This is a genomic window from Litorisediminicola beolgyonensis (assembly GCF_042679605.1).
Taxonomy (GTDB): domain Bacteria; phylum Pseudomonadota; class Alphaproteobacteria; order Rhodobacterales; family Rhodobacteraceae; genus Litorisediminicola; species Litorisediminicola beolgyonensis.
Genome location: NZ_JBHTMU010000001.1, coordinates 288,458 through 310,499, shown reverse-complemented (window position 1 = coordinate 310,499; position 22,042 = coordinate 288,458). Strand labels below are relative to the sequence as shown.

At 67.8% G+C, this 22,042-nt stretch carries 24 protein-coding genes and 1 tRNA gene; 7 read left to right on the top strand and 18 right to left on the bottom strand.

Features of this window, described 5'->3' with window-relative positions; genetic code table 11:
• On the top strand, positions 1–818 hold an 818-nt coding region (locus ACFQ4E_RS01545), incomplete at its 5' end, for a chromosome segregation SMC family protein (protein ID WP_386801155.1).
• Between the two features lie 98 nt (positions 819–916).
• Here the strand turns inward: ACFQ4E_RS01545 and ACFQ4E_RS01540 are convergent.
• Positions 917–2,092: a lytic murein transglycosylase gene (locus ACFQ4E_RS01540; protein WP_386801154.1), complete on the bottom strand. Its 1,176-nt coding sequence runs from the start codon at positions 2,090–2,092 to the stop codon at positions 917–919.
• A 198-nt stretch (positions 2,093–2,290) separates the two neighbouring features.
• Between ACFQ4E_RS01540 and ACFQ4E_RS01535 the strand changes: the two genes are divergently transcribed.
• Positions 2,291–2,650: a hypothetical protein gene (locus ACFQ4E_RS01535; protein ID WP_386801153.1), complete on the top strand. Its 360-nt coding sequence runs from the start codon at positions 2,291–2,293 to the stop codon at positions 2,648–2,650.
• Here ACFQ4E_RS01535 and ACFQ4E_RS01530 read toward each other — a convergent pair.
• Together ACFQ4E_RS01530 and ACFQ4E_RS01525 are read right to left on the bottom strand one after the other, a co-directional pair.
• The gene (locus tag ACFQ4E_RS01530; protein ID WP_386801152.1) at positions 2,647–3,639 is read right to left on the bottom strand and encodes a glutathione S-transferase family protein; all 993 of its coding nucleotides are present in this window, start codon (positions 3,637–3,639) and stop codon (positions 2,647–2,649) included. The genes ACFQ4E_RS01535 and ACFQ4E_RS01530 overlap by 4 nt on opposite strands.
• 115 nt (positions 3,640–3,754) lie before the next feature.
• Positions 3,755–4,039, bottom strand: coding sequence for a hypothetical protein (locus tag ACFQ4E_RS01525; protein WP_386801151.1), 285 nt, complete (start codon positions 4,037–4,039; stop codon positions 3,755–3,757).
• A gap of 279 nt (positions 4,040–4,318) precedes the next feature.
• On the opposite strand from ACFQ4E_RS01525, the gene ACFQ4E_RS01520 reads away from it, so the two are divergent.
• The gene (locus ACFQ4E_RS01520; RefSeq protein ID WP_386801150.1) at positions 4,319–5,530 is read left to right on the top strand and encodes a GAF domain-containing sensor histidine kinase; all 1,212 of its coding nucleotides are present in this window, start codon (positions 4,319–4,321) and stop codon (positions 5,528–5,530) included.
• A 5-nt stretch (positions 5,531–5,535) separates the two neighbouring features.
• On the opposite strand, the gene ACFQ4E_RS01515 is transcribed toward ACFQ4E_RS01520, so the two are convergent.
• Genes ACFQ4E_RS01515 through ribB form a run of 5 tightly spaced genes read right to left on the bottom strand, consistent with a single transcriptional unit; the run spans position 5,536 to position 8,883 of the window.
• Positions 5,536–5,772, bottom strand: a complete 237-nt coding sequence (locus ACFQ4E_RS01515; protein ID WP_386801149.1) for a hypothetical protein — start codon at positions 5,770–5,772, stop codon at positions 5,536–5,538.
• Positions 5,772–6,686, bottom strand: coding sequence for a methionyl-tRNA formyltransferase (fmt, locus tag ACFQ4E_RS01510; RefSeq protein WP_386801148.1), 915 nt, complete (start codon positions 6,684–6,686; stop codon positions 5,772–5,774). Before fmt ends, ACFQ4E_RS01515 begins: the two co-directional genes overlap by 1 nt.
• A gap of 33 nt (positions 6,687–6,719) precedes the next feature.
• Positions 6,720–7,208 carry a transcription antitermination factor NusB gene (gene nusB / locus ACFQ4E_RS01505; protein ID WP_386801147.1) on the bottom strand — a complete coding sequence of 163 codons (489 nt, stop codon included), beginning with the start codon at positions 7,206–7,208 and terminating at the stop codon, positions 6,720–6,722.
• Positions 7,205–7,756 carry a 6,7-dimethyl-8-ribityllumazine synthase gene (locus tag ACFQ4E_RS01500; RefSeq protein ID WP_386801146.1) on the bottom strand — a complete coding sequence of 184 codons (552 nt, stop codon included), beginning with the start codon at positions 7,754–7,756 and terminating at the stop codon, positions 7,205–7,207. Before ACFQ4E_RS01500 ends, nusB begins: the two co-directional genes overlap by 4 nt.
• Positions 7,756–8,883, bottom strand: a complete 1,128-nt coding sequence (ribB, locus tag ACFQ4E_RS01495; protein ID WP_386801145.1) for a 3,4-dihydroxy-2-butanone-4-phosphate synthase — start codon at positions 8,881–8,883, stop codon at positions 7,756–7,758. The genes ACFQ4E_RS01500 and ribB overlap by 1 nt, the downstream gene beginning before the upstream one ends.
• 137 nt (positions 8,884–9,020) lie before the next feature.
• Here ribB and ACFQ4E_RS01490 point away from each other — a divergent pair, with 137 nt between their 5' ends.
• Positions 9,021–10,007, top strand: a complete 987-nt coding sequence (locus tag ACFQ4E_RS01490; RefSeq protein WP_386801144.1) for a hypothetical protein — start codon at positions 9,021–9,023, stop codon at positions 10,005–10,007.
• Positions 10,008–10,088: 81 nt separating this feature from the next.
• Here ACFQ4E_RS01490 and ACFQ4E_RS01485 read toward each other — a convergent pair whose 3' ends face one another.
• The 3 genes from ACFQ4E_RS01485 to rlmB form a co-directional block, all read right to left on the bottom strand.
• Positions 10,089–10,964 (bottom strand): hypothetical protein, encoded by an 876-nt coding sequence (locus ACFQ4E_RS01485; protein WP_386801143.1) that lies wholly within the window; start codon positions 10,962–10,964, stop codon positions 10,089–10,091.
• A gap of 135 nt (positions 10,965–11,099) precedes the next feature.
• Complete coding sequence (locus ACFQ4E_RS01480) at positions 11,100–11,792, bottom strand: Crp/Fnr family transcriptional regulator (RefSeq protein WP_386801142.1); 693 nt, start codon at positions 11,790–11,792, stop codon at positions 11,100–11,102.
• A complete protein-coding gene (gene rlmB / locus ACFQ4E_RS01475) occupies positions 11,789–12,577 on the bottom strand; it encodes a 23S rRNA (guanosine(2251)-2'-O)-methyltransferase RlmB (protein WP_386801141.1) in 789 nt (262 codons plus the stop codon). The genes ACFQ4E_RS01480 and rlmB overlap by 4 nt, the downstream gene beginning before the upstream one ends.
• A 130-nt stretch (positions 12,578–12,707) precedes the next feature.
• Between rlmB and ACFQ4E_RS01470 the strand changes: the two genes are divergently transcribed.
• A tRNA-Tyr gene (locus ACFQ4E_RS01470) sits at positions 12,708–12,791 on the top strand.
• Between the two features lie 64 nt (positions 12,792–12,855).
• Here ACFQ4E_RS01470 and ACFQ4E_RS01465 read toward each other — a convergent pair.
• The 3 genes from ACFQ4E_RS01465 to ACFQ4E_RS01455 are packed head-to-tail and all read right to left on the bottom strand — an operon-like array spanning position 12,856 to position 14,920.
• Positions 12,856–13,650: a metal ABC transporter permease gene (locus ACFQ4E_RS01465; RefSeq protein ID WP_386801140.1), complete on the bottom strand. Its 795-nt coding sequence runs from the start codon at positions 13,648–13,650 to the stop codon at positions 12,856–12,858.
• A complete protein-coding gene (locus ACFQ4E_RS01460; protein WP_386801139.1) occupies positions 13,647–14,441 on the bottom strand; it encodes a metal ABC transporter ATP-binding protein in 795 nt (264 codons plus the stop codon). Before ACFQ4E_RS01460 ends, ACFQ4E_RS01465 begins: the two co-directional genes overlap by 4 nt.
• Complete coding sequence (locus ACFQ4E_RS01455) at positions 14,438–14,920, bottom strand: transcriptional repressor (RefSeq protein WP_386801138.1); 483 nt, start codon at positions 14,918–14,920, stop codon at positions 14,438–14,440. Before ACFQ4E_RS01455 ends, ACFQ4E_RS01460 begins: the two co-directional genes overlap by 4 nt.
• 91 nt (positions 14,921–15,011) lie before the next feature.
• On the opposite strand from ACFQ4E_RS01455, the gene ACFQ4E_RS01450 reads away from it, so the two are divergent.
• Both ACFQ4E_RS01450 and ACFQ4E_RS01445 read left to right on the top strand, forming a co-directional pair.
• The gene (locus ACFQ4E_RS01450; RefSeq protein ID WP_386801137.1) at positions 15,012–16,010 is read left to right on the top strand and encodes a zinc ABC transporter substrate-binding protein; all 999 of its coding nucleotides are present in this window, start codon (positions 15,012–15,014) and stop codon (positions 16,008–16,010) included.
• Positions 16,011–16,092: 82 nt separating this feature from the next.
• Positions 16,093–17,343 (top strand): glycerate kinase type-2 family protein, encoded by a 1,251-nt coding sequence (locus ACFQ4E_RS01445; RefSeq protein ID WP_386801136.1) that lies wholly within the window; start codon positions 16,093–16,095, stop codon positions 17,341–17,343.
• 12 nt (positions 17,344–17,355) lie between these two features.
• Here the strand turns inward: ACFQ4E_RS01445 and ACFQ4E_RS01440 are convergent, their stop codons facing one another.
• From ACFQ4E_RS01440 to ACFQ4E_RS01425, 4 genes are all read right to left on the bottom strand, one after another.
• Positions 17,356–17,835: a CoA-binding protein gene (locus ACFQ4E_RS01440; RefSeq protein ID WP_386801135.1), complete on the bottom strand. Its 480-nt coding sequence runs from the start codon at positions 17,833–17,835 to the stop codon at positions 17,356–17,358.
• 173 nt (positions 17,836–18,008) lie between these two features.
• On the bottom strand, positions 18,009–20,300 hold the full coding sequence (locus ACFQ4E_RS01435) for a xanthine dehydrogenase family protein molybdopterin-binding subunit (protein WP_386801134.1): 2,292 nt from the start codon (positions 20,298–20,300) through the stop codon (positions 18,009–18,011).
• Between the two features lie 169 nt (positions 20,301–20,469).
• A complete protein-coding gene (locus ACFQ4E_RS01430; RefSeq protein WP_386801133.1) occupies positions 20,470–21,075 on the bottom strand; it encodes an inner membrane-spanning protein YciB in 606 nt (201 codons plus the stop codon).
• 32 nt (positions 21,076–21,107) lie between these two features.
• A complete protein-coding gene (locus ACFQ4E_RS01425; protein WP_386801132.1) occupies positions 21,108–22,010 on the bottom strand; it encodes an EamA family transporter in 903 nt (300 codons plus the stop codon).
• Positions 22,011–22,042 lie beyond the last annotated feature (32 nt).

The following is a 22,042-nucleotide window of genomic DNA, read 5'->3' as shown; positions in this document are numbered from 1 at the left end:
GCGAGACCCGCGCGGCCTCCGAAGCCCGCGCCGAGGCCGCCCGCGAAACCGTGGCCGCCGCCGCCGACCGCATCCGCGAAGAGCAGGAGACGACGCCCGAGGCGCTTCTGGCGCAGCTCGGGATCGTGCCGGACGACATGCCGCCCGCCGACCAGATCGAGGCGCGCGTCAACCAGCTCAAGCGCCAGCGCGATGCGCTGGGTGCGGTGAACCTGCGCGCCGAGGAGGACGCCAAGGACGTCCAGGAAGAGCACGACCAGCTGGTGACCGAGAAGCAGGATCTCGAGGAGGCGGTGAAGACGCTGCGCTCGGGCATCGCGTCTCTCAACCGCGAGGGGCGCGAGCGCCTGCTGACGGCGTTCGAGCAGGTGAACTCGAACTTCACGCTGCTCTTCAAGCATCTCTTCAATGGCGGCGAGGCCAATCTCGTTATGGTCGAAAGCGACGATCCGCTAGAGGCCGGGCTCGAGATCATGTGCCAGCCGCCGGGCAAGAAGCTCTCGACCCTGTCGCTGCTCTCGGGCGGTGAGCAGACCCTGACGGCGCTGGCGCTGATCTTCGCGGTCTTCCTCGCCAATCCCGCGCCGATCTGCGTGCTCGACGAGGTCGACGCGCCGCTCGACGACGCCAACGTGACCCGGTTCTGCGATATCCTCGACGAGATGTGCCGCCGGACCGAGACGCGCTTCCTGATCATCACGCACCACGCGGTGACCATGGCGCGTATGGACCGGCTTTTCGGCGTGACGATGCAGGAACAGGGCGTGAGCCAGCTGGTCTCGGTCGATCTGAAGAACGCCGAGAAGCTGGTGGCGTAAGAGGCGATCCGGGCCGCGCGCTCTGTCTGGAACGCCACGGACGTCGGCATATCAGTCGTCAGGAACAGAGCCCGCCCGTCACGGCGGGCTCTCGTCGGTCAGAGCCGTCCCAGAAGCTCGGGCGTCGGCCAGGCATCGACCGGAAGGCCCAGCTCGGCCTGCACCGCCCGCACCGCGGCGCGCGTGCCCGCCCCCAGGATCCCGTCGATCTCGCCCACATCGTGGCCGCGCGCGGCGAGTTTCTGCTGAAGCTCCTTCATCTGCGCGTCCGACAGGCCCGGCGCGGGCTTGCCCGCGCGGTAGATCTCGGCACCGTCCAGCCGTGTCGCGAAATAGGCCGCGGTCAGGACGTAGGTGAAGCTCTGGTTCCACTCGAAGAAGACGCGGAAGTTCGGATAGGCGAGAAAGGCCGGACCGCCCTTGCCCTGAGGCAGCAGCACCGAGGCCGGAAGATCCTCGGCCTCGAACGCGCCGTCGCGGGGCGACACGCCGAGCGCGGCCCAATCGGACGCCGTCCGCTCGGTCTCGAGCCCGGTCAGGGACCAGTCGAAATCGCCCGGCAGGGTGACCTCTTCGAGCCAGGGCTGGTTCGCCTGCCAGCCCAGCGACGAGAGCATCTTGCCGCCCGACATCAGCGCATCCGGAGCGGAGGTCTTGAGCGAGACATGTCCGTCGCCGTCACCGTCGATACCGTTCTCGATGATGTCCTCGGGCAGCATCTGGACCATGCCGATCTCGCCGGCCCAGGCGCCGGTCGTGGTCGCGGGGTCGAAATCGCCGCGGGCGAATAGCTCCATCGCGGCGAAGACCTGCGGCCGGAAAAGCTCGGGACGGCGGCAGTCATGGGCGAGCGTGACAAGCGCATCGGCGGTGTTGAAATCGCCCTGGAACGAGCCGTAATCGGTCTCGAAGGCCCAGAAGGCCAGGAGCACCCAGCGCGGCACGCCGTACTCGGCCTCGATCCGGTCGAAGACCCCCGCATATTCGACGGCCTTGGCGCGGCCGCGCTCGATCCGGTCGGCGCTGATAAGCTTGCGCGAGAACTCGATGAAGGGCGACTGGAAGATGCCCTGCCGCCGGTCGGCGGCGAGAACCGCATCCGAGCGCGAGACCCCTGCGAGGAACCGCTCGGCGGTCTGCGCCGACAGATTGTGAGCCCCTGCCTCGGAGACCAGACCCTGCTTGAAGGCACCGAAATCGCCTCCGCAAGGAGCGTCCTGCGCCGCCGCGGCGCCCGCAAAAAGAATGAGTCCTGTTGCCAATGCCTGTCGCATGCCTGCTCTCCTGCCTGTCCTGTTTGGCGCGGACCGTATCAGGGGAAATCGGCGGAACAAGGCCGGAGGGGTGGGCGCCATGAGCGACGAACCGCGCAACCGCGCCCTTGCACCAAAGCTTACCAGCTTGTTAACACTTTATTATAAATTTCACCGACCTATGGAATGCATTCTTTACCTTGCTGTCTGAGAAACCCAATGGACGTCCTGCTAGTCGAAAGCCGCGATGAGCTTGGCCTATTATGGCACCGCCATCTCGAACGCGCCGGCATCACGGTGCACCGGGCCCGGACACAGTTCGCAGCCACCGATCTGATTTCGAAACGCCCGTTCGACGTGATCGTTCTCGATCTCGTTCTTGAAGAAGGAAGCGCCTTGGCGGTCGCCGATTTTGCCAGCTACCGCCAGACCGACTGCCGCGTGATCTTCGTGACCAACACCTCGTTCTTTTCGGACGGGTCGATCTTCAATCTCTGCGCCAATGCCTGCGCCTTCCTGCCCGCCGCGACGAAGCCCGAAGACCTCGCCGCGATGGTGGAGCATTACGGCTCGCGCTAGGCCGCCGCTTTGAGCGTGTCGCGCCCATGCGGGGCGTCAAGGTCCAAATCGGGTCCGACGGGGATGATCCGGTGCGGATTGATGGTCTCGTGGCTGTAATGGTAGTGCCGCACGATGTGGTCGAAATGGACCGTGCCCGCGACGCCCGGCCATTGGTAGAGCTCGCGCGTGTAGCCCCAGAGATTGGGGTAATCGACGATCCGGCGCCGGTTGCACTTGAAGTGGCCGTGATAGACCTTGTCGAACCGGATCAGCGTCGTGAAGAGCCGCCAATCCGCCTCGGTGATGCGCTCGCCCATGAGATAGCGGTTGTCCGAGAGGATGCCCTCGATCCAGTCGAGGCTCTCGAAAAGCGGCTCCACGGCGTCGTCATAGGCCTCTTGAGAGGTGGCGAAGCCGGATTTGTAGACGCCGTTGTTGACCGTGTCGTAGATGCGCGCGTTCACCGGCTCGATGGCCTCGCGCAGGTCTTCGGGCCAGTAATCGTCGTGATTGCCGGTCAGGCCGTCGAAGGCGCTGTTGAGCATGCGGATGATCTCGGCGCTCTCGTTCGAGACGATGGTCTCGCGTGTCTTGTCCCAGAGGATCGGCACGGTTACGCGGCCCGAAATCTTCGGATCGGCCTTAAGGTAGATGTCGCGCGCGAAGGGCAGCCCGTAGAGATCGTCGCCGGTCGCGCCCCGGAAGCCGGTGTCGAAGGTCCAGCCGTCGCCCAGCATGTCGGGATGCACGACCGAGACGCCGATCACGTCCTCAAGGCCCTTGAGCGCCCGGAAAATCAGCGTGCGATGCGCCCAGGGACAGGCATAGGAGACGTAGAGGTGATAGCGCCCGGCCTCGGCCGGAAAGCCGCCCTCGCCCGAGGGTCCGGCGCTGCCATCCGCCGTGATCCAGTTGCGGAAACTGGTTTCCGAGCGGACGAACTTGCCGCCGGTCTTCTTGGTGTCATACCACTGGTCGGTCCATTCTCCGTCGACGAGCTTGCCCATGTCCGGCCTCCTCTTCTGCAATGTCGTGTTGCTTAAGAGGTAGGCCCTCGATTGGCGCGCGCCACCGCAGAGAACGCAGGCGCTCTCTGCGCTGACGCACGTTAACCGGGGCGGGCTAGCTCGCGGCGAAGGCCATCGCGCCCTCGGTGCCGTCGAGCGACATCGGCAGCTCGGTGGCCGCCTTGCTCCGGATGGCCTGGATCTTCTCCTGCGCCGCCTCGGCGGCGGCCGCGTCGGCATACTCGGTCACGACGGTGAAGCTGCGATCCCCGGTGCGGACCATGCGCACGCGCACGGCGCCCGCGGCAAGGATCATCGGAACGAAGGTATCTTGGGCGAGCGCTTCCAGCTCGTCGGTCCAATCGGTGGTCTTCCAATGCGATAAAACGATGAAAGGCATGTGGCCTCCTCCAATTTCCCCCAGATTGAAGTCAGCATCCGGCCCGAATTTACCATTTCGGCCGGTTCCGAGCCAGCGTTCTCGCCTGAGGTGCATGGCCCAAACGCACTCGCCTGTGCAAAAAGACACACTCCCAAAATAATCGTCGCAAATTCACCTTCCTATACCTTTGAGAACTGGCCGAAAAAGCTGCACTCTGCAAACACGGTCGCACGCGATTTTCCGCATTCCGATCCGCCCGATCCCGCAACAGAGACGACCCCGAGGACCAGACGGCCCGTGCGCACCTATCCCATTCCGTTCAACGAGGAAGCCCGTCTGCGGGCCGTGTTCGACGTTCCGGGCCTCGTCTCGGCGAACGACGCGATCTTCGACGCCATTTGCGACGCGACGCGAAAGCTTTTCGGCTGCCCCATCGCCCATGTCAGCGTGATCGAGGACGACACGCAATGGTACAAATCGGTGGTCGGGATCGAGCTTGACCGGATGCCGAAGGCACAGAGCTTCTGCACCTACACCATCATGTCCGACGCTCCGATGGTGGTTCCCGACCTCAGCCGCGATCCCCGGTTCACGCGCCATCCGATGGTCGCCGAGGGCGGTCCGCAGGCGCGGTTCTACGCCGGGGTGCCGCTGATCCTGTCCTCGGGCTACCGCTTCGGGTCGCTCTGCGCGCTCGATTTCGTTCCGCACGAGCCGCCGAGCGCGCGCGAGATCGCCATCCTCACGGACTTGGGCCGCGCGGTCGTCGCGGCGCTCGAAGCGATCCCGCCCGAGACCGCGGCGGCGCGCGAGGATCTGCAGGCGAAAGAGGCGTTCCTGACGCTTGTCGGCCATGAACTGCGCACGCCGCTCTCGATCCTCTTCGGCGGCATGCGCCTGCTCGAAGCGCAATCGGCCGGGACCCCGGGCGCGGTGCTCGTGGCCTCGGCGCGGAAATCGGTCGAGCATCTGATGCGGCTGGTCGAGACGCTGATCGCCTTCAGCGACGCCAGCACCGGCGAGCTGCGGCTGAACGAGCGCGCGGTGAACCTGCAGGAGATCCTCGACCGCGTGTCCGGACTGCGGCTACCGGCGCCGAACGGGACGCTGAAACCGGTCGAGCTGCAGGGCGCGGCGGGGGTCGGGCCGCTCTTCGTCGATCCCGAACAGATCGAACTGGCGCTGACGGCGCTTCTCCTGAACGCCACGCTGCACGGGGGCGACGCGATCCGGATCGAGGTCGGGCGCGACGGCGACGGCAATGTCGAGATCTCGGTGGTCGATACCGGCCGGTTCGAGGACCATGTCGATCTCGCGGCGCTCTACGAGCCCTTCATGGTCGGCGGCGATCTGAAAAAGCGCGACACGCGCGGTGGTCTTGGCCTTGGCCTGCCGCTCACCCGCAAGCTGGTCGAGCTCCATGGCGGCGAGTTCGAGGTGCGTCCGGGGGCCGATGGAACGGCTGCAGTGCTGCGCCTGCCGGTCTGGCGCAGCGAACAGGTGCACTGAGCGCCTCAGCGGCGCCAGTGAAACGGCACGATGATGAGCGCGCCGATCGAGGCCGCAATCGCGTTCCATCCCGCGCGCCGGAAGCCGACGCCGAACATCACGGTGACGAAGTAGAACAGGAACGCGCCGCCGATGCAGATGATGATGCTCTGCAGGATGCCGTTGCGGGTGAAGCCGGATTTCTCGGAGAGATAGCCGACGAGGCCCGCGATCACGACGGTGCCGATCAAGGTTGGAAACATCAGCCCTCTCCTCCAAGCCGGGTGCCCGGGTCGAGCCGCGCCCCGCGCAGAAACTCCGCCGCATCCTGCGCGCCACGGCCTTCACGCTGCAGCTTGGTGATCGCGACCGCGCCTTCGCCGCAAGCGATGCGGAGACCGTCCAGCACCTCTCCCGGTGCGCCCGCGCCATCCACAGAACGTGAGCCGAGCAGTTTCAGGCGCGCGCCGTCCCAGGTCGTCCAGGCGCCCGGGAACGGCGAGAGGCCGCGGATCTGGCGGTCGATCTCGGCGGCGGGGCGCGTCCAGTCGATCCGCGCCTCGAATTTGTCGATCTTGGCGGCGTAGGTCACGCCCTCCTCCGGCTGCGGCACCGCGGTCAGATCGGGCAGCTTGGCGACCGCCTCGACGATCAGCTCCGCCCCCATCTCGGCCAAGCGGTCGTGCAGATCGGCGGTGGTCTCCTCGGGTCCGATGGCGGTGCGGCGCTCCATCAGCACGGGACCTGTATCGAGCCCGGCCTCCATCTGCATGATCGAGATGCCGGTCTCGGGGTCACCGGCGAGGATCGCGCGGTGGATCGGCGCTGCGCCGCGCCAGCGCGGCAGGAGCGAGGCGTGGATGTTGATGCAGCCGAAGCGCGGGGCGTCGAGCACCGCTTGCGGCAGGATCAGGCCATAGGCGGCGACGACCGCCAGATCCGCCTGAAGCGCGGAGAACGCGTCCTGCGCGTCGGAGGATTTCAGGGACACCGGATGGCGGACCGGCAGTCCGAGCGCCTCGGCGCGCGCCTGCACCGGGGTCGGGCGGTCCTTCTTGCCGCGCCCGGCGGGCCGGGGCGGCTGGCAGTAGACGCATGCAATCTCGTGACCGGCATGCGCCAGCGCGTCGAGCGCGGGAACCGCGAAATCGGGGCTGCCCATGAAGACGATCCGCATCCGCTTCTCCTCTGCGGGACCCCGGGTCCGGGCTCAGAACGCCTCGGGCCGCGCCTCGCGTGCCATGTGGTCGAGCACCGCGTTGACGAAACGCGGCTCCTTGCCGTCGGGATAGAAGGCCTTGGCGATCTCGACATATTCGACGATGGCCACCTTGGGCGGCAGGTCGGTGGCGACAAGCTCGGCCCCCGCGGCGCGGAAGAGCGCGCGGAGCGTCGGGTCGATCCGGTCGATCGGCCATTTCGCGACCAGCGCCCGGTCGGTCATCTGGTCGACGCGCGCCTGCCAGTTCACCGCTTCCTCGAGGATCTTGCGGAAGAGATCGACATCGCCGTCGATCATCTCCTCGCCCTCGTCGATTTCGGCGCCGAAGCGGTAGGACAGGAACTCCTGCCGCACCTGGTCCACCGAGAGCGAGGAATGCTCCATCTGGAAGAGCGCCTGCACGGCGTAAAGCCGCGCGGCAGAGCGCGCGAGACGCTTTTCTGCACGCTTGTCGCGTTTGGGAGCGGGGTCGGTCATACGGTGTCGGAGCCTTGCGGATCGCCTGCGAGTATCGTGTCCTCGCGCGCGGGGCGGAAGCCCACCCCCTTGCGCGGAGCGCCCCACTTACGGGCGAGCTCGACCAGATGCAAGGCCGCCGCGGCAGCCCCGCCGCCCTTGTTCTGGCCCTCCACCTCGGCGCGGACCTCAGCCTGACGCATGGTCTCGACGGTCAGGATGCCGTTGCCGATCGCCAGCCCCTGCAGACCCAGAAGCGTGATGCCGCGCGAGCTGTCGTTGCAGACCGTCTCGTAATGCGTGGTCTCGCCGCGCACGACGCAGCCCAGCGCGACGTAGCCATCGAAATTCGACAGCCGCTCCGCCATGCCGATGGCGGTCGGCACTTCGAGCGCCCCGGGCACCTCGATCAGGTCGTGCTCGGCGCCCCAGGCCTCGATCTCGGCCCGGGCGCCCGCGATGAGCTGGTCGGCGATGGCGCGGTAATAGGGCGCGACCACGATCAGGATCTTGGTCTTCTTCGACACCGTGCCGCGCGGCAGGACGTAATGCTCTTCGTTCGCAGCCATCAGCCCATCTCCGAGATTTTGCGGGTTCCGACGATCTCGAGCCCGTAGGCATCGAGGCCCACGACCTTGGGCGTCGGGGAATTGGTCAGGAGCGTCAGTTTCGACAGCCCGAGCGAGGACAGGATCTGCGCGCCGAGGCCGTATTGCCGAAGCGTCTTCGGGCCGACATCAGAGCTGGCATCCATCTTCATCGAGGTGTCACGCAGGAGCACGACGACCCCCCGGCCCTCCTCGGCGACGATGCGCATCGCGTCGCGGAACTCGTCGGCGCGGCCCTTGGGTCCGGTGCCCGCCACGTCGAGCATGGGATCGAGCGCGTGCATGCGGACCAGAACCGGCTCGTCTCCGGTCAGGTCGCCCTTCGAGAGCACGACGTGTTCGTCGCCATGGGTGGTGTCGGCATAGACGCGCATGTCCCACTGGCCGCCGAATTCCGAGGTGACGGTCTCCTGTTTGGCGACGCGGACCAGGTTGTCATAGCGGCGGCGATAGGAGATCAGGTCGGAGATCGTGCCGATCTTGAGCCCGAAGCGCTGCGCGAAGGCGACGAGCTCGGGCAGCCGCGACATGGTGCCGTCCTCGTTCATGATCTCGCAGATCACGCCCGCCGGGTTCAGACCCGCGAGGCGGGAGATGTCGACCGCGGCCTCGGTATGCCCGGCGCGGACGAGAACACCGCCATCCTTGGCGCGCAGCGGGAAGACATGGCCGGGCGTCGCGATGTCCTGCGGGCCCTTGGAGGCGTCGATGGCCACGGCCACCGTGCGGGCGCGGTCGGCGGCGGAGATGCCGGTGGTGACCCCTTCGCGCGCCTCGATCGAGACGGTGAAGGCGGTCTCGTGCCGCGAGGAATTGTTCGACGACATGAGCTGGAGCCCGAGATCGGAGATCCGCTCCGAGGTCATCGACAGGCAGATCAGCCCGCGCCCGTGGGTCGCCATGAAGTTGATCGCGTCCGGCGTCGCCCATTGCGCCGGGATCACCAGGTCGCCCTCGTTCTCGCGGTCCTCGTGATCCACGAGGATGAACATGCGCCCGTTGCGCGCGTCCTCGAGGATCTCCTCGACCGACGAGATCGCGTTCTTCCAGTCGCTCTCGACGGGTCCGGGTGTTTCGAAATCGACCATAGGGCCTCCGCGCTTCTGTCGCTCCGGGAGATATGACAGCACGCCCGAGGATTCCAGCGGACAAATGCGCCGCTCCGCTCCCGCAGGGCGTGTATCCGTGCTAGGCTTTGTGCATTTGAGACCCGAGGATTTTTCCCATGACGATTTCCGAGCCCCCTTCCCCCACGACACCGCCCGTCCGTCCCCGCATCGCGCCGCCCGAGGATCTGCCGCTGGCCGCCAATCCCAAATCGGTGAACCGGTCGGTCGGCTACATCGCCTTCCTGATGCCCTTCGCCCTTCTCGCGAGCGGCAAGATCACCGGGCTCTGCGCCGCCCAGGACGGGCTGGATTCGCTCAGCCACTATTATTTCTCGCGCATCGGCGGGACGATCTTCGTCGGCGCGCTGACGGTGATCTCGGTCCTGATGCTCTTCTTCTACAGCCGCCGCGTGCCGCCCGGGCGCGCGACGGGCACCGCCGAGATCCGGGCCGACGGGTTCGTCAATTTCACCCGGATGGACATGATCCTCGTCCGGGTCGCGGGCGCCGCGGCGTTTCTGATCGCGCTCTTTCCGACTTCGGGCATCGGCTGCGAGAGCGCCGATCTCTGGCTGCGCGGCTTCAGCTACGTGCCTGGCGATGTCGGCACCGATCTCGCCGATGGCATGGCAGGCGGAGCGCTCGAGACGACCTTCGGCTTCTGGGATTCTTTCGGCGTTCCGCAGGAGACATTCTTCGCAAAGGTCCTGGGCTCCCTGCATTATGGCGCGGCTGCCGTGATGTTCGCGATCCTGGGATATTTCTCTCTCGTCGTCTTCACCCGCGTCCAGTCGCCGGACGCGCTGCGCGAGGGCGTGGACGAGAGCGGTCCGCGCGCCAAGCTGACCGAGCTGACCTGGCGCAAGAAGACCCGCAACGCGATCTACGCGCTCTGCGGGATCACCATCTTCGCCGCGATCCTCGCGCTCGGGATCAAGCAGCTGGTCGATCCGGCGATCTACAACCGCAACAACCTGACCTTCTGGTTCGAATGGGCCGCGCTGGCCGCGTTCGGGCTGAGCTGGCTGGTGAAGGGCCGCTTCATCTCCTGGCTCAACGACCCGCACCAGCCCGAGCGCAAGCATGTCGCGGTGATCGACTGACGCGCCGATCTCAAGACGCGCTAAGCCCGCCCGGCTGGGAGACCCGGGCGGGCAAAGCACTGGGGCTCGAGGGGATGCACCTCAATAAACGCCCCAGCACGACGTGGATGCCGCGACCACCCTGCCGTCGGAACGGCGGCGCGCCCAGGTGCGGACGCGCAGGCTTGGGTCGGCAGTGGCAGTGACCGGGTCCACCTCGGAGGTGAAATCCAGCCAGTCGCCGGCATCGACATTGGCAAAATGAGACTGCGCGCGGGAGGTCAGCGGCAGGGTTCCGAGCGGTCCGGCCAGCGCCTTGCGCTCGGCCTGCGCGAGGCCTTCGCCCATCGCCGCGAAACACATGAGGCCCACGCCGTTCAGATGGGTCTCGGGACAGACCGGCACGCTGTGATGCGGCGCTTTCTCGATCGCATCGAGCCTGAGCGCCCGCCCCTCCTGCCGCAACTCGCGGGTGCGCGCGGCCGCGGGACCGGCTTCGGCATCGGGAAGAACCGGCTCGGTCGGCTCCAGTTCGAGATTCGAGCGCGCCTTGCGGCGGAGGAAATCGGTGGCGATCTCGACCCGTGCGGTCGCGCCCGCCCCGGCATCGAGCGTCGAGAGGCTGCGCCAGCCATTGGCCGCGGAAGGGATGTCGCAGAGCCGCAGAACGGCCTCGTCATCTTCGTTGAATGACTGGAACTGACCGGAGACGCGCACTTCGAGCACCGCGGGGATCACGCGGCGGCCTTCGCTGTCGCGCAGCCGGGCCGGGGTCAGCCCGACACCGTCGGCGAGCGCCCACCAATGGCGATCCGCCGCCTCGCGCATGAACCAGCCGATCGACAGACCCTTGCCGTTGAGCTGCGTCATGCTGAGCCGGAAATGCGCCATATGAACCCCCGCACGCTCGCTGACCGCTGGCTGACCTTCCCCGTCCTCGTGGTCGAAGGTCTCAATGACGTCCATCGCTCCAAGCATTGCAGCGCTCCTGCTGTCCGGTCGCACCAGGATACCACATCCCGGCCCCCAAGGTGTGACAGGAAGCGGACGACAGGGCTGTGACGCCGGTCACAGCGGAATGAATTTTCTACGAAAAGTGGTCTGGGCGTGGTCTCAGAGACGCGCCGCGACCTCGAGCCGCTTGAGCGAGGGGACCGCGATCTTGCCGTCCTCCATGACCAGAGCGCCGTCATGGATCATCGCGCGGAGCTGGCGGTTCACCGCCTCGCGGCTGGCCCCCAGCATCTGCGCCAGCTCGGCCTGGCTGAAGGCGCGCGTGAAAATCGCGCCGTCGCCCCGGGCGATGGCGTGGCCGAGCGCCAGGTCGAGAAGCTTGCGCGAGAGACGCGCGCGCAGGGGCGCATAGGCCAGGTCGCGAAGCTCGGCGTTTCCGCGCCGCAGCCGTTCGGCCAGGAGCGACAGGAGGTGAAGCGCGAGCGAGGGCTCCTCCGCCAGCACCGCGCGAAACTCGGAGGCGTCGAGAAACAGCAGATCGCTCGCGCCGAGCGCGGTGGCAAAGGCGGAGCGCGGGGCGCCGTCGATCAGGGACATCTCGCCCAGCATGTCGCCCGGTTCCTGCAGCGCGAGGGTCAGCGCGTGCCCCTCGGCATCGGTGATCCAGACCCGGACAATGCCGCTCACGACGATCCAGAGCCCGTCGCCGGTGTCGCCCTCTGAGAAGAGGAGCTGCTCGTCATCCGCTTGGATCAGCCGCGCGCGGTCGGCGAGCCGCGCCAGCGGCCCGGGCTCGAGCTCGGCGAAGAGATCGCAGCGCGCGAGCGCGTCCTGGCGGGCCTCTGGCGTCATCCCCGGGTCTCCGGGCGCGCGGCATAAAGCGCCACCGCCGCCGCGTTCGAGACGTTGAGCGATCCGAACCCGCCCGCGGCCTCGATCCTGACGAGCCCATCGCAGGTCTCGCGCGTCTTGGGCCGGAGGCCAGGCCCCTCGGCGCCCAGAACCAGCGCCACCGGCCGGTCGCGCCGCCCGTCGAGCGCGGCGTCGATATCGGTCTCGGCCTCGCCTGCCAGACCGAGCACGAGGAAGCCCATCGATTGCAATCTCTCGATCGTCTCGGCCAGATTGCGTTCGCGCAGATAGGGCTGGCGTTCCAGCGCGCCGGACGCCGTCTTGGCCAGCGCGCCGGTCTCGGGCGCGGCGTGGTGGCGCGTTCCGATCACCGCGCGGGCGCCGAACACCTCGGCCGAGCGCAGGATGGCGCCGACATTGTGCGGATCGGTGACCCGGTCCAGCAGCACCACGCGGGCAGGCCCCTCGCCCGCCATCACCACCTCTTCAAGCCCGCCCCAGTCGAGCGGCTTGACCTCGAGCGCGGCGCCCTGATGCACCGACCCGGGATCGAGCGGAGCAGTGAACTTGCGCGGGTCGACGATCTCGGGCGTCATGCCAGAGGCCGCGATCGCATCGGAGAGCTTTGCCTCGGCGTTCGGGGTCACGATCAGGCGCAGCCGGTTGCGGCGCGGGTTCATCAGCGCATCGCGCACCGCGTGCAGACCGAAGAGCCACACGGTCTCGGCCGCCGACGCCTTGCGCGACTGCTCTTTCTCGATGACCCATTTCGGCTTTTTCGCCATGATCTGCCTGTCCTTCCCGACTGCCTTCCTCCATGCGCATCCGCGACCCCGGGCGCAAGGATTTTCCGGTTGACGGAGCATGAGGCCGATAGTAACTCACCCGCACTCTGGACCTCGGTTCAGAGGAAGTGGGCGACAGGCCGCAAGGTGTGGCAGGGGACTGTAACTCCCTCGCGGAGACGCACGCTAGGTTCGATTCCTAGGTCGCCCACCACTTCTCCTCTCCAGCATCGGACGACCCGCCGACGCCCGCGCCGCGCGCAGGCGTCTTGAGGCGCTCATGCGCGGAGCATCGAGACGGTCTGGCTCAGGACGAAGATCAGCGCCGCGACGCTGACGACGCTCGGTCCTGCGGGGGTATCGAGCCAGAAGGCCACCCAGAGCCCGCCCAGCGCCGAAGCCGCGCCGACCAGTCCGGCGCCGAGCGCCATGTGCTCGGGGCTTGTCGCGAAAGGCCGTGCGGCGGTCGGCGGAATGAGGAGCATCGCGCCGATCAGGAGCACGCCGACGACCTTGATCGCGACCGCCACGGTCACGGCGAGCGCCAGCGTCAGGACCAGTTCCTCGCGCCGCGGGTCGATGCCGGAGGCGAGCGCCAATTCCGGCGAGAGGGTCGAGGTCAAAAGCGCCTGCCAGCGGGACGCCATCAGCGCGAGAACCGCGACGGCCCCGCCCCAGATCACCAGGAGATCCATCCGCGTCACCGCGAGGATATCGCCGAAGAGAAACGCTGCGAGGTCGATCCGCACGCCGCCTGCAAGGCTCGCGGCCACGAGCCCGAGCCCCAGCGCGGCATGGGCCAGAACGCCCAGACCCGCATCCGAGGACAGCCCGCGCTGCGTCAGCCATGTGACCGAGAGCGCCAGCGCGAGGGCCACGGCGAGCGCCCCTGCGATCACCGGCAACCCCAGCGCCAGCGACAGCGCGACACCGAGGATCGCCGCATGCGCGGTCGCGTCGCCGAAATAGGCCATTCGCCGCCAGACCACCATCGCGCCCAAGGGAGCCGCGGCAACCGCGACCCCGAGACCGGCGAGAAGCGCGCGGACGAAGAAATCGTCAAGAAGGCTCATGGCGCGGCCTCGCCGTGGCTGTCGGCCTCTGCCGCGTCGGGATCGTGGGGGTGGTGATGATGATGGCCGTCGTGGTTGTGGTGATGATGGTGATGCGTGTGGTCGTGGCGATAGAGCGCCAGCGCGCCCTGCGTGCCCGACCCGAACAGCGCGCGGTATTCGGCGGAATTGGCGACCACCTGCGGCGTTCCGTGGCAACAGACATGGCCGTTGAGGCAGAGGACCCGGTCCGAGGCGCTCATCACCACGTGCAATTCGTGGCTGACCATCAGGACCGCGCAGCCAAGCTCGGCCCGGAGCGCCTCGATCAGCCGGTAGAAAGCAGCGGAGCCCGGCTGGTCGAGACCCTGCGTCGGCTCGTCGAGGATCAGGAGCTCGGGATCGTCCAGAAGCGCCCGCGCCAGAAGAACGCGCTGCATCTGGCCGCCCGACAGCGCCGCGAGCGGGCGCTCGTCCAGGCCCGCCGCTCCGGCGCGCGACAGCGCGTAGGCCGCGGCGTCATCCGGCACGCGCTTGGGCAGATCCAGAAAGCGCCGCACCCGGATCGGCAGTCCCGGGTCGATGGCGAGCTTCTGCGGCACGTAGCCCAGCCGCAGGCCGGTTTTCCTGCGGATCGTCCCGGCAGCCGCGGGCACGGCGCCGATGAGCGCGCGCAGGAAGGTCGATTTGCCCGAGCCATTCGGCCCGACGATGGTGACGATCTCTCCCGCCGATATCTCGAAATCGACGCCGTCGAGGACCTGCAGCGGACCCAGACGCACATCGAGACCCCGCGTCTCGATCAGGCTCATTCCGCATCCTCCCGGCAGCGCGGGCAGAGACCTTCGACCTCCATCACCATGCGCTCGACCGCGAAGCCGATCTCGGCGGCCGTCTCTTCGACCTTCACGGCGATCGGCGCGGCCGCCGCCTCGGCGACCCGGTCGCAGGAGCGGCAGATCAGGAAGGCCGGCGCATGGCGTTCGCCGGGATGCACGCAGGCGAGAAACGCGTTCCGCCGTTCGATGCGATGCGCAAAGCCGTGGGCGGTCAGGAAATCGAGCGCCCGATAGGCGGCGGGGGGCTGGGCCGCGTGCCCGTCCTCGCGCAGAACGTCGAGGATCTCGTAGGCGCCCATCGCTTTGTGACGGGTCAGCAGGATCTCGAGGACACGCCGCCGGATCGGCGTGAACTGCAATCCACGCTCGGCGCAGCGCGCTTCCGCTTCGCGCATCCCGGCCGAGATGCACGTCTTGTGGTCGTGGCTTTCGAAGCCGAGAGCCTCGGGCATCTCTGCGTCTCTTCTCGTCTGAATTCAGGAGTTGATATGTTATACTATTACCCTTATCCCCTCCGGCATCAAAATCGTCAAGAGGTCTGTCATGCGCACCCTGTGTCTCGCCCTTCTCTGCGCCACGCCGCTGCGCGCCGAGCCGCCCGCAATCGCTGCGGACATTGCGCCGGTGCATTCGCTGGTCGCCGGTGTCCTCGGAGATCTGGGCGAGCCTTCCCTGATTCTCCCGCCGGGCGCCTCGCCCCATGACCACGCGCTGCGGCCCTCCGAGGCGCGGGCGCTTTCGGAGGCCGATCTCGTGGTCTGGATCGGGTCCGAACTGACGCCGCAACTCGAGCGCAATCTCGAGGCGCTGGCGCAGGACGCGCGCCTTCTGACGCTGGCCGATCTGCCCGGAACCCGGCACCGCCCGGCGCGGACGGAGCCCCTGTTCGAAGACGCCCATGACGAGGCCCACGGCCATGACGATCATGCGGACGAAGACGAGCACGCCCATGAGGACGAGCATGGGCACGAGGACGAGCACAAGGATGCGCATGCAGAAGAGGACGCGCACGGACATGACGCGCATGTGCATGATGGCGACGATCCGCATCTCTGGCTCGATCCGGAAAACGCCCGCGTCTGGGTGGCGGCCATCGCGGCCGCGCTGAGCGATGCCGATCCGGACAATGCCGAGACCTACTCCGCCAACGCCGCGGAGATGACCAAGCGGATCGAGGCCGCGGAAACCGAGACGCGCGAGACCCTTGCGGCCTCCGACCTGCCGCCGCTGGTGCTGATGCACGATTCGCTTGGGCATTACGAAGCGGTGTTCGGTCTTTCGGTGCTGGGCTCGATCTCGCCGAGCGATGCCGAGGCGCCCTCGCCGACGCGGATGACGGCGCTGCGCGACGCGCTTCCGCAAGGCGCCTGCCTTGTCGCGTCGCCCGGCTCGGACATGCGCTTCGCCCAGGCTCTCGGCTCGGATCTGAGCGTGACCGAGGCCGACCCGCTCGGGGCCGAGATCACGCCCGGCGCGGATCTCTACCCCGCGTTGCTCACCGGTCTCGCGACGGCCTTGACCTCCTGCAAGACCCCCGGCTGACGCGCCCCGAGCCATAGGGCGCGGTTGACGGACCGCGCCCGCTCGTGCCCCTTTTGGGGCGCGATCCCGGAGGACCTCCGCCATGGCCGACACAGACACGCTTCGCGACAGCGCCCGCAGCATTTTCGAGGCGGGCGTCGACGCCGCAGACCCCGCGCGCGCGCTGCGCCGCGCGCTCGAGGCGCAGCCCTTTCCCGATGCGCGGGGGCGCAGGATCCTGATCGCCATCGGCAAGGCCGCGCCGCGGATGATGGCCGAGGCGCTGACCCATATCAGCGGCCCGCATGACGCGCTTGTCGTCACCCATCACGAAAACACCGCCGAGGTTCCCGGCGCGACAGTGCTGCGCGCGGGCCATCCGGTCCCCGACGCCGCCGGTGCCGACGCGGCGCGCCAGGTCATGGCCCTGCTCGACGGCGCGACCGAGGAGGACCGCGTGATCGCGCTCATCTCCGGTGGCGGCTCGGCGCTGGTGCCTGCGCCCGCGGGCGCGATGTCGCTCGCCGACAAGGCCAAGGTGAACGAGCTCCTGCTCGCGGGCGGGCTCGACATCGTGCGGATGAACCTCGTTCGCCAGCAATTGTCGGACCTGAAGGGCGGCGGCTTCCTGCGCCATGCCGCCCCGGCCGAGGTCACGGCCTATATCCTGTCGGACGTGATCGGAGACGACCTCCGCGCCATTGCCTCGGGCCCGACGGTCGGTCCGATCGGCGGCCGCGAGGATGCGGTGGCGCTTCTGAAGGAGGAAGGGCTCTGGGACCGGCTGCCAGACGCGGCGCGGAGCCATCTCGAGACCGCGCGCGACCTGCCGCCCCTGCCCGAGGCGCACAATCACCTGATCGGATCGAACGGGCAGTCGCTCGACGCGATGGCCGAGGCGGCGCGCGGCTCCGGCTGGGAGACGCGCATCGTGTCGGACAGGCTAATCGGCGATGTCGCCGACGCGGCCGAGACCGTGCTGGCGTCCTTTGCGCCGGTGGAGCGGCCGACGGCGCTTCTCTTCGGTGGTGAGACAACGGTCGAGATCCGTGGCGATGGGCGCGGCGGGCGGAACCAGGAGCTGGCGCTTCGGGTGGCGATGGGCGCGCCCGACAGGCCCGGCTGGTGCTTCCTCTCCGGCGGCACCGATGGGCGCGACGGGCCGACAGATGCGGCGGGCGGTGTCGTCGATGCGGGCACCGCGTCCCGGATCGCGGGAGCCGGGAAAGATGCGGCGGCCCTTCTGGAGAACAACGACAGCTACGCAGCGCTGGACGCGGCGGGCGATCTTCTCAGGATGCAGGCGACGGGCACGAATGTCGCCGATCTGCAGGTCCTGCTGCTCACGCCCTGACGCGGAGGCGCGTTACAGCTTCGACGAGATCACGCCGGTCGCGAAACCCGCCTTGCGCAACTCTCCGAAAAGGCGCTGGTGCTCGATCTTGGGGCAGCGATCCATCACAACCTCGCAGCCCGCGTCGCGAGCGCGCTCGGCCGCCTCGTGATTGACCACGCCGATCTGCATCCACACCGTCTTGAGATCGGGAAGAACCCCGAGCGCGGTCTCGACAATCGGCGGCACCGCCTCGGACCGGCGGAAAATGTCGAGCATGTCCACCGGCTCCTCGATCTCCTCAAGGCTGCCGACCACGCGCGAGCCGAAGAGCGTCTCGCCCGCATGGCCGGGATTGACCGGAATCACCTTGTAGCCCTTGAGCGACAGATACCGCGCCACGTAATAGGACGGACGCACGGGGTTCGCGGACACGCCGACCACGGCGATGGTCTTGGTGCTCTTGAGAAGGTCGCGGATCTCGGCGTCGGAATGGCGGGGAACATCTGTCATGTCAGCACCTTGCCAGAAAAAAACGCCCGGAGAAACTCCGGGCGTTAGGTATGGAACGAGGGACAGTGAAAGTATCGCGAAGGTTCCAAAATCGCGATCCTGAATAAAAGATGGGTCTTATAGTCACTGTTTCAAGATGATGCAGGGCTGGTCGCGCAAGCGTGATCACGCCGTCAGCCGCCACTTTTTGCGCCCTCCAGCATTTCCCAGACCCGCGACGGCGTGAACGGCATGTCCGCTTGGCGCACGCCCGCGCCCCAGAGCGCGTCCTGAACCGCGTTCGAGACGGCGGCCAGGGCGCCCACGGTCCCGGCTTCGCCGCAGCCCTTCATGCCGAGCACGTTCGCGGTCGAGGGAACAGGTTCGGTCTCGAACCGGATGAAGGGCAGATCGGCGGCGCGCGGCACGGCGTAATCCATGAAGGACGCCGCCAGAAGCTGGCCGCTCTCGTCATAGACCACATGCTCGCGCAGCGCCTGCCCGATGCCATGCGCGACGCCGCCATGCACCTGGCCCTCGGCCAGCATCGGATTGATCAGCGTGCCGAAATCGTCGACCACGCGGTAGCGCGTCACCTCGACATGGCCGGTCTCTGGGTCGATATCGACCTCGGCGAGATGCGCGCCGTTGGGGAAGGACCGCCCGGGCAGCTCCGCGGTGTCGCGGATGTCGAGGAGATCCTCGCGCCCCGCCTCGCGCGCCATCTCGGCGGCTTCCAGCAGCGAGGGCGTCAGGTTGGACCCGGCGATGCGGAAGCGGTCGTCGTCGAATTGCACATCGTCGGGCGGGGTGCCGATCTCTGCCGCCAGGAACTCGGCCAAGCCCGAGGTCAGGCGACGGACGGCCTGCAGCGTGACATTGGTCTGGACGGTCACAGAGCGCGATCCGCCGGTGCCGCCGCCCCTCGGGATCAGGTCGCTGTCGCCCTGCCGGACGGTGATCGCCTCCATCGGCAGCCCCGTGTGGTCGGCGAGGTAGCGGGCGAAGACCGTCTCGTGCCCCTGCCCGTTCGACTGCGTGCCGACATGGATCTCGGCCCCCTCGGGTGTCAGGACTAGGCGCACGTCCTCGGAGGCGGCCCCGAGGATCGCCTCGATATAGTAGCAGAGACCCTGCCCGTAGAGATGACCGCGCGCCTCGGCCTCGGCGCGGCGGGTGGCGAGGCCTTCGCGGTCGGCGGCGATCTCGGCGTGATCGAGGACCCGGGCGAAATCGCCGACATCGTAAAGCTCCCCGGCGGCGCTGCGATAGGGGAAGGCGGCGGGCGAAATGAAGTTGCGGCGGTGCAGGTCCCAGGGATCGACGCCAAGCTCGCGCGCGGCGCGGTCCATGACGCGCTCGAGGACATAGATCGCCTCGGGCCGCCCGGCGCCCCGGAACGCGTCGGTCTGCACCGTATTGGTGAAGATCCCCTCCGAGCGCAGGTGCATCGCGGGGATGTCGTAGACGCCCGGCATCACGCGGCTGAAGAGCTGCGACTGGATCAGCGGACCGAACTGCGAGAGATACGCGCCCATATTGGCGCGGGTGTGGACGCGGTAGCCGGTGATCCGAAAGTCCGCGTCGAAGGCCAGTTCGGCGGTCGAGACGAGATCGCGCCCGGCATTGTCCGAAAGCATCCCCTCGCCGCGCGTCGCCATCCAGCGCACCGGGCGACCGAGCCGCCGCGCGGCCTCGGAGACGAGGAAGTACTCCGGGTAGACCATCGCCTTGGTGCCGAACCCGCCGCCGACATCCTCGGTCGTCACGCGCACCTGCTCGGGGTCGAGGCCGAGGATGCGCGCGACATGCTCCTTGTGGACCCAGACGCCCTGCCCGCCGAGGCAGAGATGCAGGCGCTCGCCGTCCCAGTCCGCCCAGGCGGCGCGGGTCTCCAGAGGCGCCGAGTGGATGCGGTTGTCGACGACCTCCAACGCGACGCGGTGCGCAGCCGCGGCGAAGGCCGCCTCGACGGCTTGCCTATCGCCGAACCCGAAATCGAAGGCGCGGTTGTCGGGCGCTTCGCTGTGGAGCGCCTCGCCACCGGCGTCGAGCGCCATGTGCACGGGAAGGTCGTCGATCTCGACCTCGATGAGCTCCGCCGCATCGAGCGCGGCCTCCCGCGTGTCTGCCACAACGAGCGCGACAGGCTCGCCGACGAAGCGCACGCGATCTTCCGCCAGGAGCGGACGTTTCGGCGGGGTGTTCCTGGTGCCGTCGCCATTGGGCACCATGACCGTGTGCAGGCCTTGGGTGATCCCGGCCTCCGCCAGATCCTTGCCCGTCAGAACCAGCGCGACGCCCGGGGCCGCGCGCGCCTCGGTCGCGTCGACCGATACGAGGCGCCCATGCGCCACGTCTGAACGGATCACATGCGCGAAGAGCGCGCCCTCGGGAGCGATGTCGTCGGTGTAGCGCCCGTGGCCTGTCAGGAAGCGCAGGTCCTCGACCCGTTTGACCGATTGGGCTTTGCCGAAAGGTTGCATGCGAGGGGCTCCGTTGCTGCTCGGGCGGAGCCTAAGGCAGGCGGGGCCGCTGTCCAGCCCCGATCCGGGCGGCGCGACATGCGGTCATCCTGGTGCCGGGGGCGGCTACATCATCCAATGCCCGACGCATCTCCGGTGCGCCGCGAGGCAGGACGCCGCCCTGCCCCGGTCAGCTCTTCTCTTCGTCCAGCGCGTAATCGGAGAAGAGCTTGCCCTGCACCATGAAGAGCAGGAACAGCGCCGCGGTCAGGCCGAAGGTCTTGAAATACACCCAGATCTCGGTGGACATCGTCCGCCAGACGATCTCGTTCAGGACGGCCAGCGCGAAGAACAAGGCGGTCACGCGGCGGGTCAGGATCATCCATCCCTCCTGCCGCAGCGGCATGAGCCCCTCCATCACCGCCCTGAGATAGCTCTCGCCCCGGAGAAGCCCGATGCCGAGCACGGCGCCGAAGAGCAGGTAGATCAGCGTCGGCTTCATCTTGAAGAAGCGCTCGTCGTTCAGCCAGACCGAGAGCCCTCCGAAAACGACGATCAGCACGACCGTCACCACCTGCATCCGGCTCAGGTGACCGGTCAGCTTCCAAAGGAGCGCCGTCGCCGCGACCATCACCGGGATGAATCCCGCGGTCACCACGATGAAGCCTTCGTAGGCGGTGCCGCCGATCTCGAAGACTCGGTCCTTGAGCAGCAGATACGCCACGAAGAACGCCAGCACCGGCCCCAGTTCGAGCCCGGCTTTCAGCATCGGATTGATTTCTCGTGTCTTGGCCATCGCTACCTCCGCTTGCCCTCCATATGGCCTTCTCAGCCGGCGAACTCAACGATGACCGCGCCGAGGGCGATGAGGCTCATCAGCGCGATGCGGCGCGGGCCCACGGTTTCCTTGAGCGCGAGCCAGCCGATCAGCGCGGCGAAGACCGTCGAGGTCTCGCGCAGGACCGCCGCCTCGCCGACCTTGTCAAGCCGCGTGGCCAGCATGATCGCACCGAAGCTCGCCATCGCGACCAGCCCGCCCGCCACGCCGCGAAACGCCAGTTTGCCCAAGGGCGGCTTGTCTTGCAGGGTCTTCCAGCGGAGCGCGGCCATGATCGGCATGAAGAAGCTGTCGATGAAGAAGAACCACGCGAGGAAGGTGAAGGGATCGGCGGTCGAGCGGATGCCGTAGGCGTCGAAGGTCGTGTAGAGCGCGACGAACAGGCCCGAGAGCACCGCGAGCGCAAGCGCCGCTCCGAGCGTGTCGCGCTGCGCTTCGAGAAAGATCAGGTTGTAGACCGCGAGCCCGAAGATGCCCGACAGGAGCACGCCGAGGCCGAACCACTGACCGGTCGAGAAGGTCTCTCCGAAGAGAAGATAGGCGCCGATCACCGTGAAGAACGGACCCGTTCCGCGCATCACCGGGTAGACGACGGTGTAGGCGCCCTTGGTGAAGGCGATGGCGAGCGTGATCTTGTAGCCCACGTGGATCACCCAGACGCCCATGAAGATCGGCCACATATGCGGCTCGGGCCAAGGCACGACGAAGAGCGCGAAGGGCGCGGCCATGAGCCCGTAGCTTGCGTCCATCGCACCGCGCGAGGTCCAGGGGTCGATCCGTCCCTTCTGAAGCGCCCCGAAGATCGCGTGCAGGAACGCCGCCGCCAGCGCGAGAAACAGCGCCAGCACGTGACCGGCCTCGGTGCCCTCGAGGGCGATCAGCCAGTCGCTCATGTCCGGGCGGCCTCAACGGCGGCGCGGACCTT

Bases quoted from the DNA above. Each gene is read 5' to 3' on its own strand.
- ACFQ4E_RS01540 (WP_386801154.1), bottom strand. From the start codon at position 2,092: ATGCGACAGGCATTGGCAACAGGACTCATTCTTTTTGCGGGCGCCGCG.
- ACFQ4E_RS01535 (WP_386801153.1), top strand. From the start codon at position 2,291: ATGGACGTCCTGCTAGTCGAAAGCCGCGATGAGCTTGGCCTATTATGG.
- ACFQ4E_RS01530 (WP_386801152.1), bottom strand. From the start codon at position 3,639: ATGGGCAAGCTCGTCGACGGAGAATGGACCGACCAGTGGTATGACACC.
- ACFQ4E_RS01525 (WP_386801151.1), bottom strand. From the start codon at position 4,039: ATGCCTTTCATCGTTTTATCGCATTGGAAGACCACCGATTGGACCGAC.
- ACFQ4E_RS01515 (WP_386801149.1), bottom strand. From the start codon at position 5,772: ATGTTTCCAACCTTGATCGGCACCGTCGTGATCGCGGGCCTCGTCGGC.
- fmt (WP_386801148.1), bottom strand. From the start codon at position 6,686: ATGCGGATCGTCTTCATGGGCAGCCCCGATTTCGCGGTTCCCGCGCTC.
- nusB (WP_386801147.1), bottom strand. From the start codon at position 7,208: ATGACCGACCCCGCTCCCAAACGCGACAAGCGTGCAGAAAAGCGTCTC.
- ACFQ4E_RS01500 (WP_386801146.1), bottom strand. From the start codon at position 7,756: ATGGCTGCGAACGAAGAGCATTACGTCCTGCCGCGCGGCACGGTGTCG.
- ribB (WP_386801145.1), bottom strand. From the start codon at position 8,883: ATGGTCGATTTCGAAACACCCGGACCCGTCGAGAGCGACTGGAAGAAC.
- ACFQ4E_RS01490 (WP_386801144.1), top strand. From the start codon at position 9,021: ATGACGATTTCCGAGCCCCCTTCCCCCACGACACCGCCCGTCCGTCCC.
- ACFQ4E_RS01485 (WP_386801143.1), bottom strand. From the start codon at position 10,964: ATGCTTGGAGCGATGGACGTCATTGAGACCTTCGACCACGAGGACGGG.
- ACFQ4E_RS01480 (WP_386801142.1), bottom strand. From the start codon at position 11,792: ATGACGCCAGAGGCCCGCCAGGACGCGCTCGCGCGCTGCGATCTCTTC.
- rlmB (WP_386801141.1), bottom strand. From the start codon at position 12,577: ATGGCGAAAAAGCCGAAATGGGTCATCGAGAAAGAGCAGTCGCGCAAG.
- ACFQ4E_RS01465 (WP_386801140.1), bottom strand. From the start codon at position 13,650: ATGAGCCTTCTTGACGATTTCTTCGTCCGCGCGCTTCTCGCCGGTCTC.
- ACFQ4E_RS01460 (WP_386801139.1), bottom strand. From the start codon at position 14,441: ATGAGCCTGATCGAGACGCGGGGTCTCGATGTGCGTCTGGGTCCGCTG.
- ACFQ4E_RS01455 (WP_386801138.1), bottom strand. From the start codon at position 14,920: ATGCCCGAGGCTCTCGGCTTCGAAAGCCACGACCACAAGACGTGCATC.
- ACFQ4E_RS01450 (WP_386801137.1), top strand. From the start codon at position 15,012: ATGCGCACCCTGTGTCTCGCCCTTCTCTGCGCCACGCCGCTGCGCGCC.
- ACFQ4E_RS01445 (WP_386801136.1), top strand. From the start codon at position 16,093: ATGGCCGACACAGACACGCTTCGCGACAGCGCCCGCAGCATTTTCGAG.
- ACFQ4E_RS01440 (WP_386801135.1), bottom strand. From the start codon at position 17,835: ATGACAGATGTTCCCCGCCATTCCGACGCCGAGATCCGCGACCTTCTC.
- ACFQ4E_RS01435 (WP_386801134.1), bottom strand. From the start codon at position 20,300: ATGCAACCTTTCGGCAAAGCCCAATCGGTCAAACGGGTCGAGGACCTG.
- ACFQ4E_RS01430 (WP_386801133.1), bottom strand. From the start codon at position 21,075: ATGGCCAAGACACGAGAAATCAATCCGATGCTGAAAGCCGGGCTCGAA.
- ACFQ4E_RS01425 (WP_386801132.1), bottom strand. From the start codon at position 22,010: ATGAGCGACTGGCTGATCGCCCTCGAGGGCACCGAGGCCGGTCACGTG.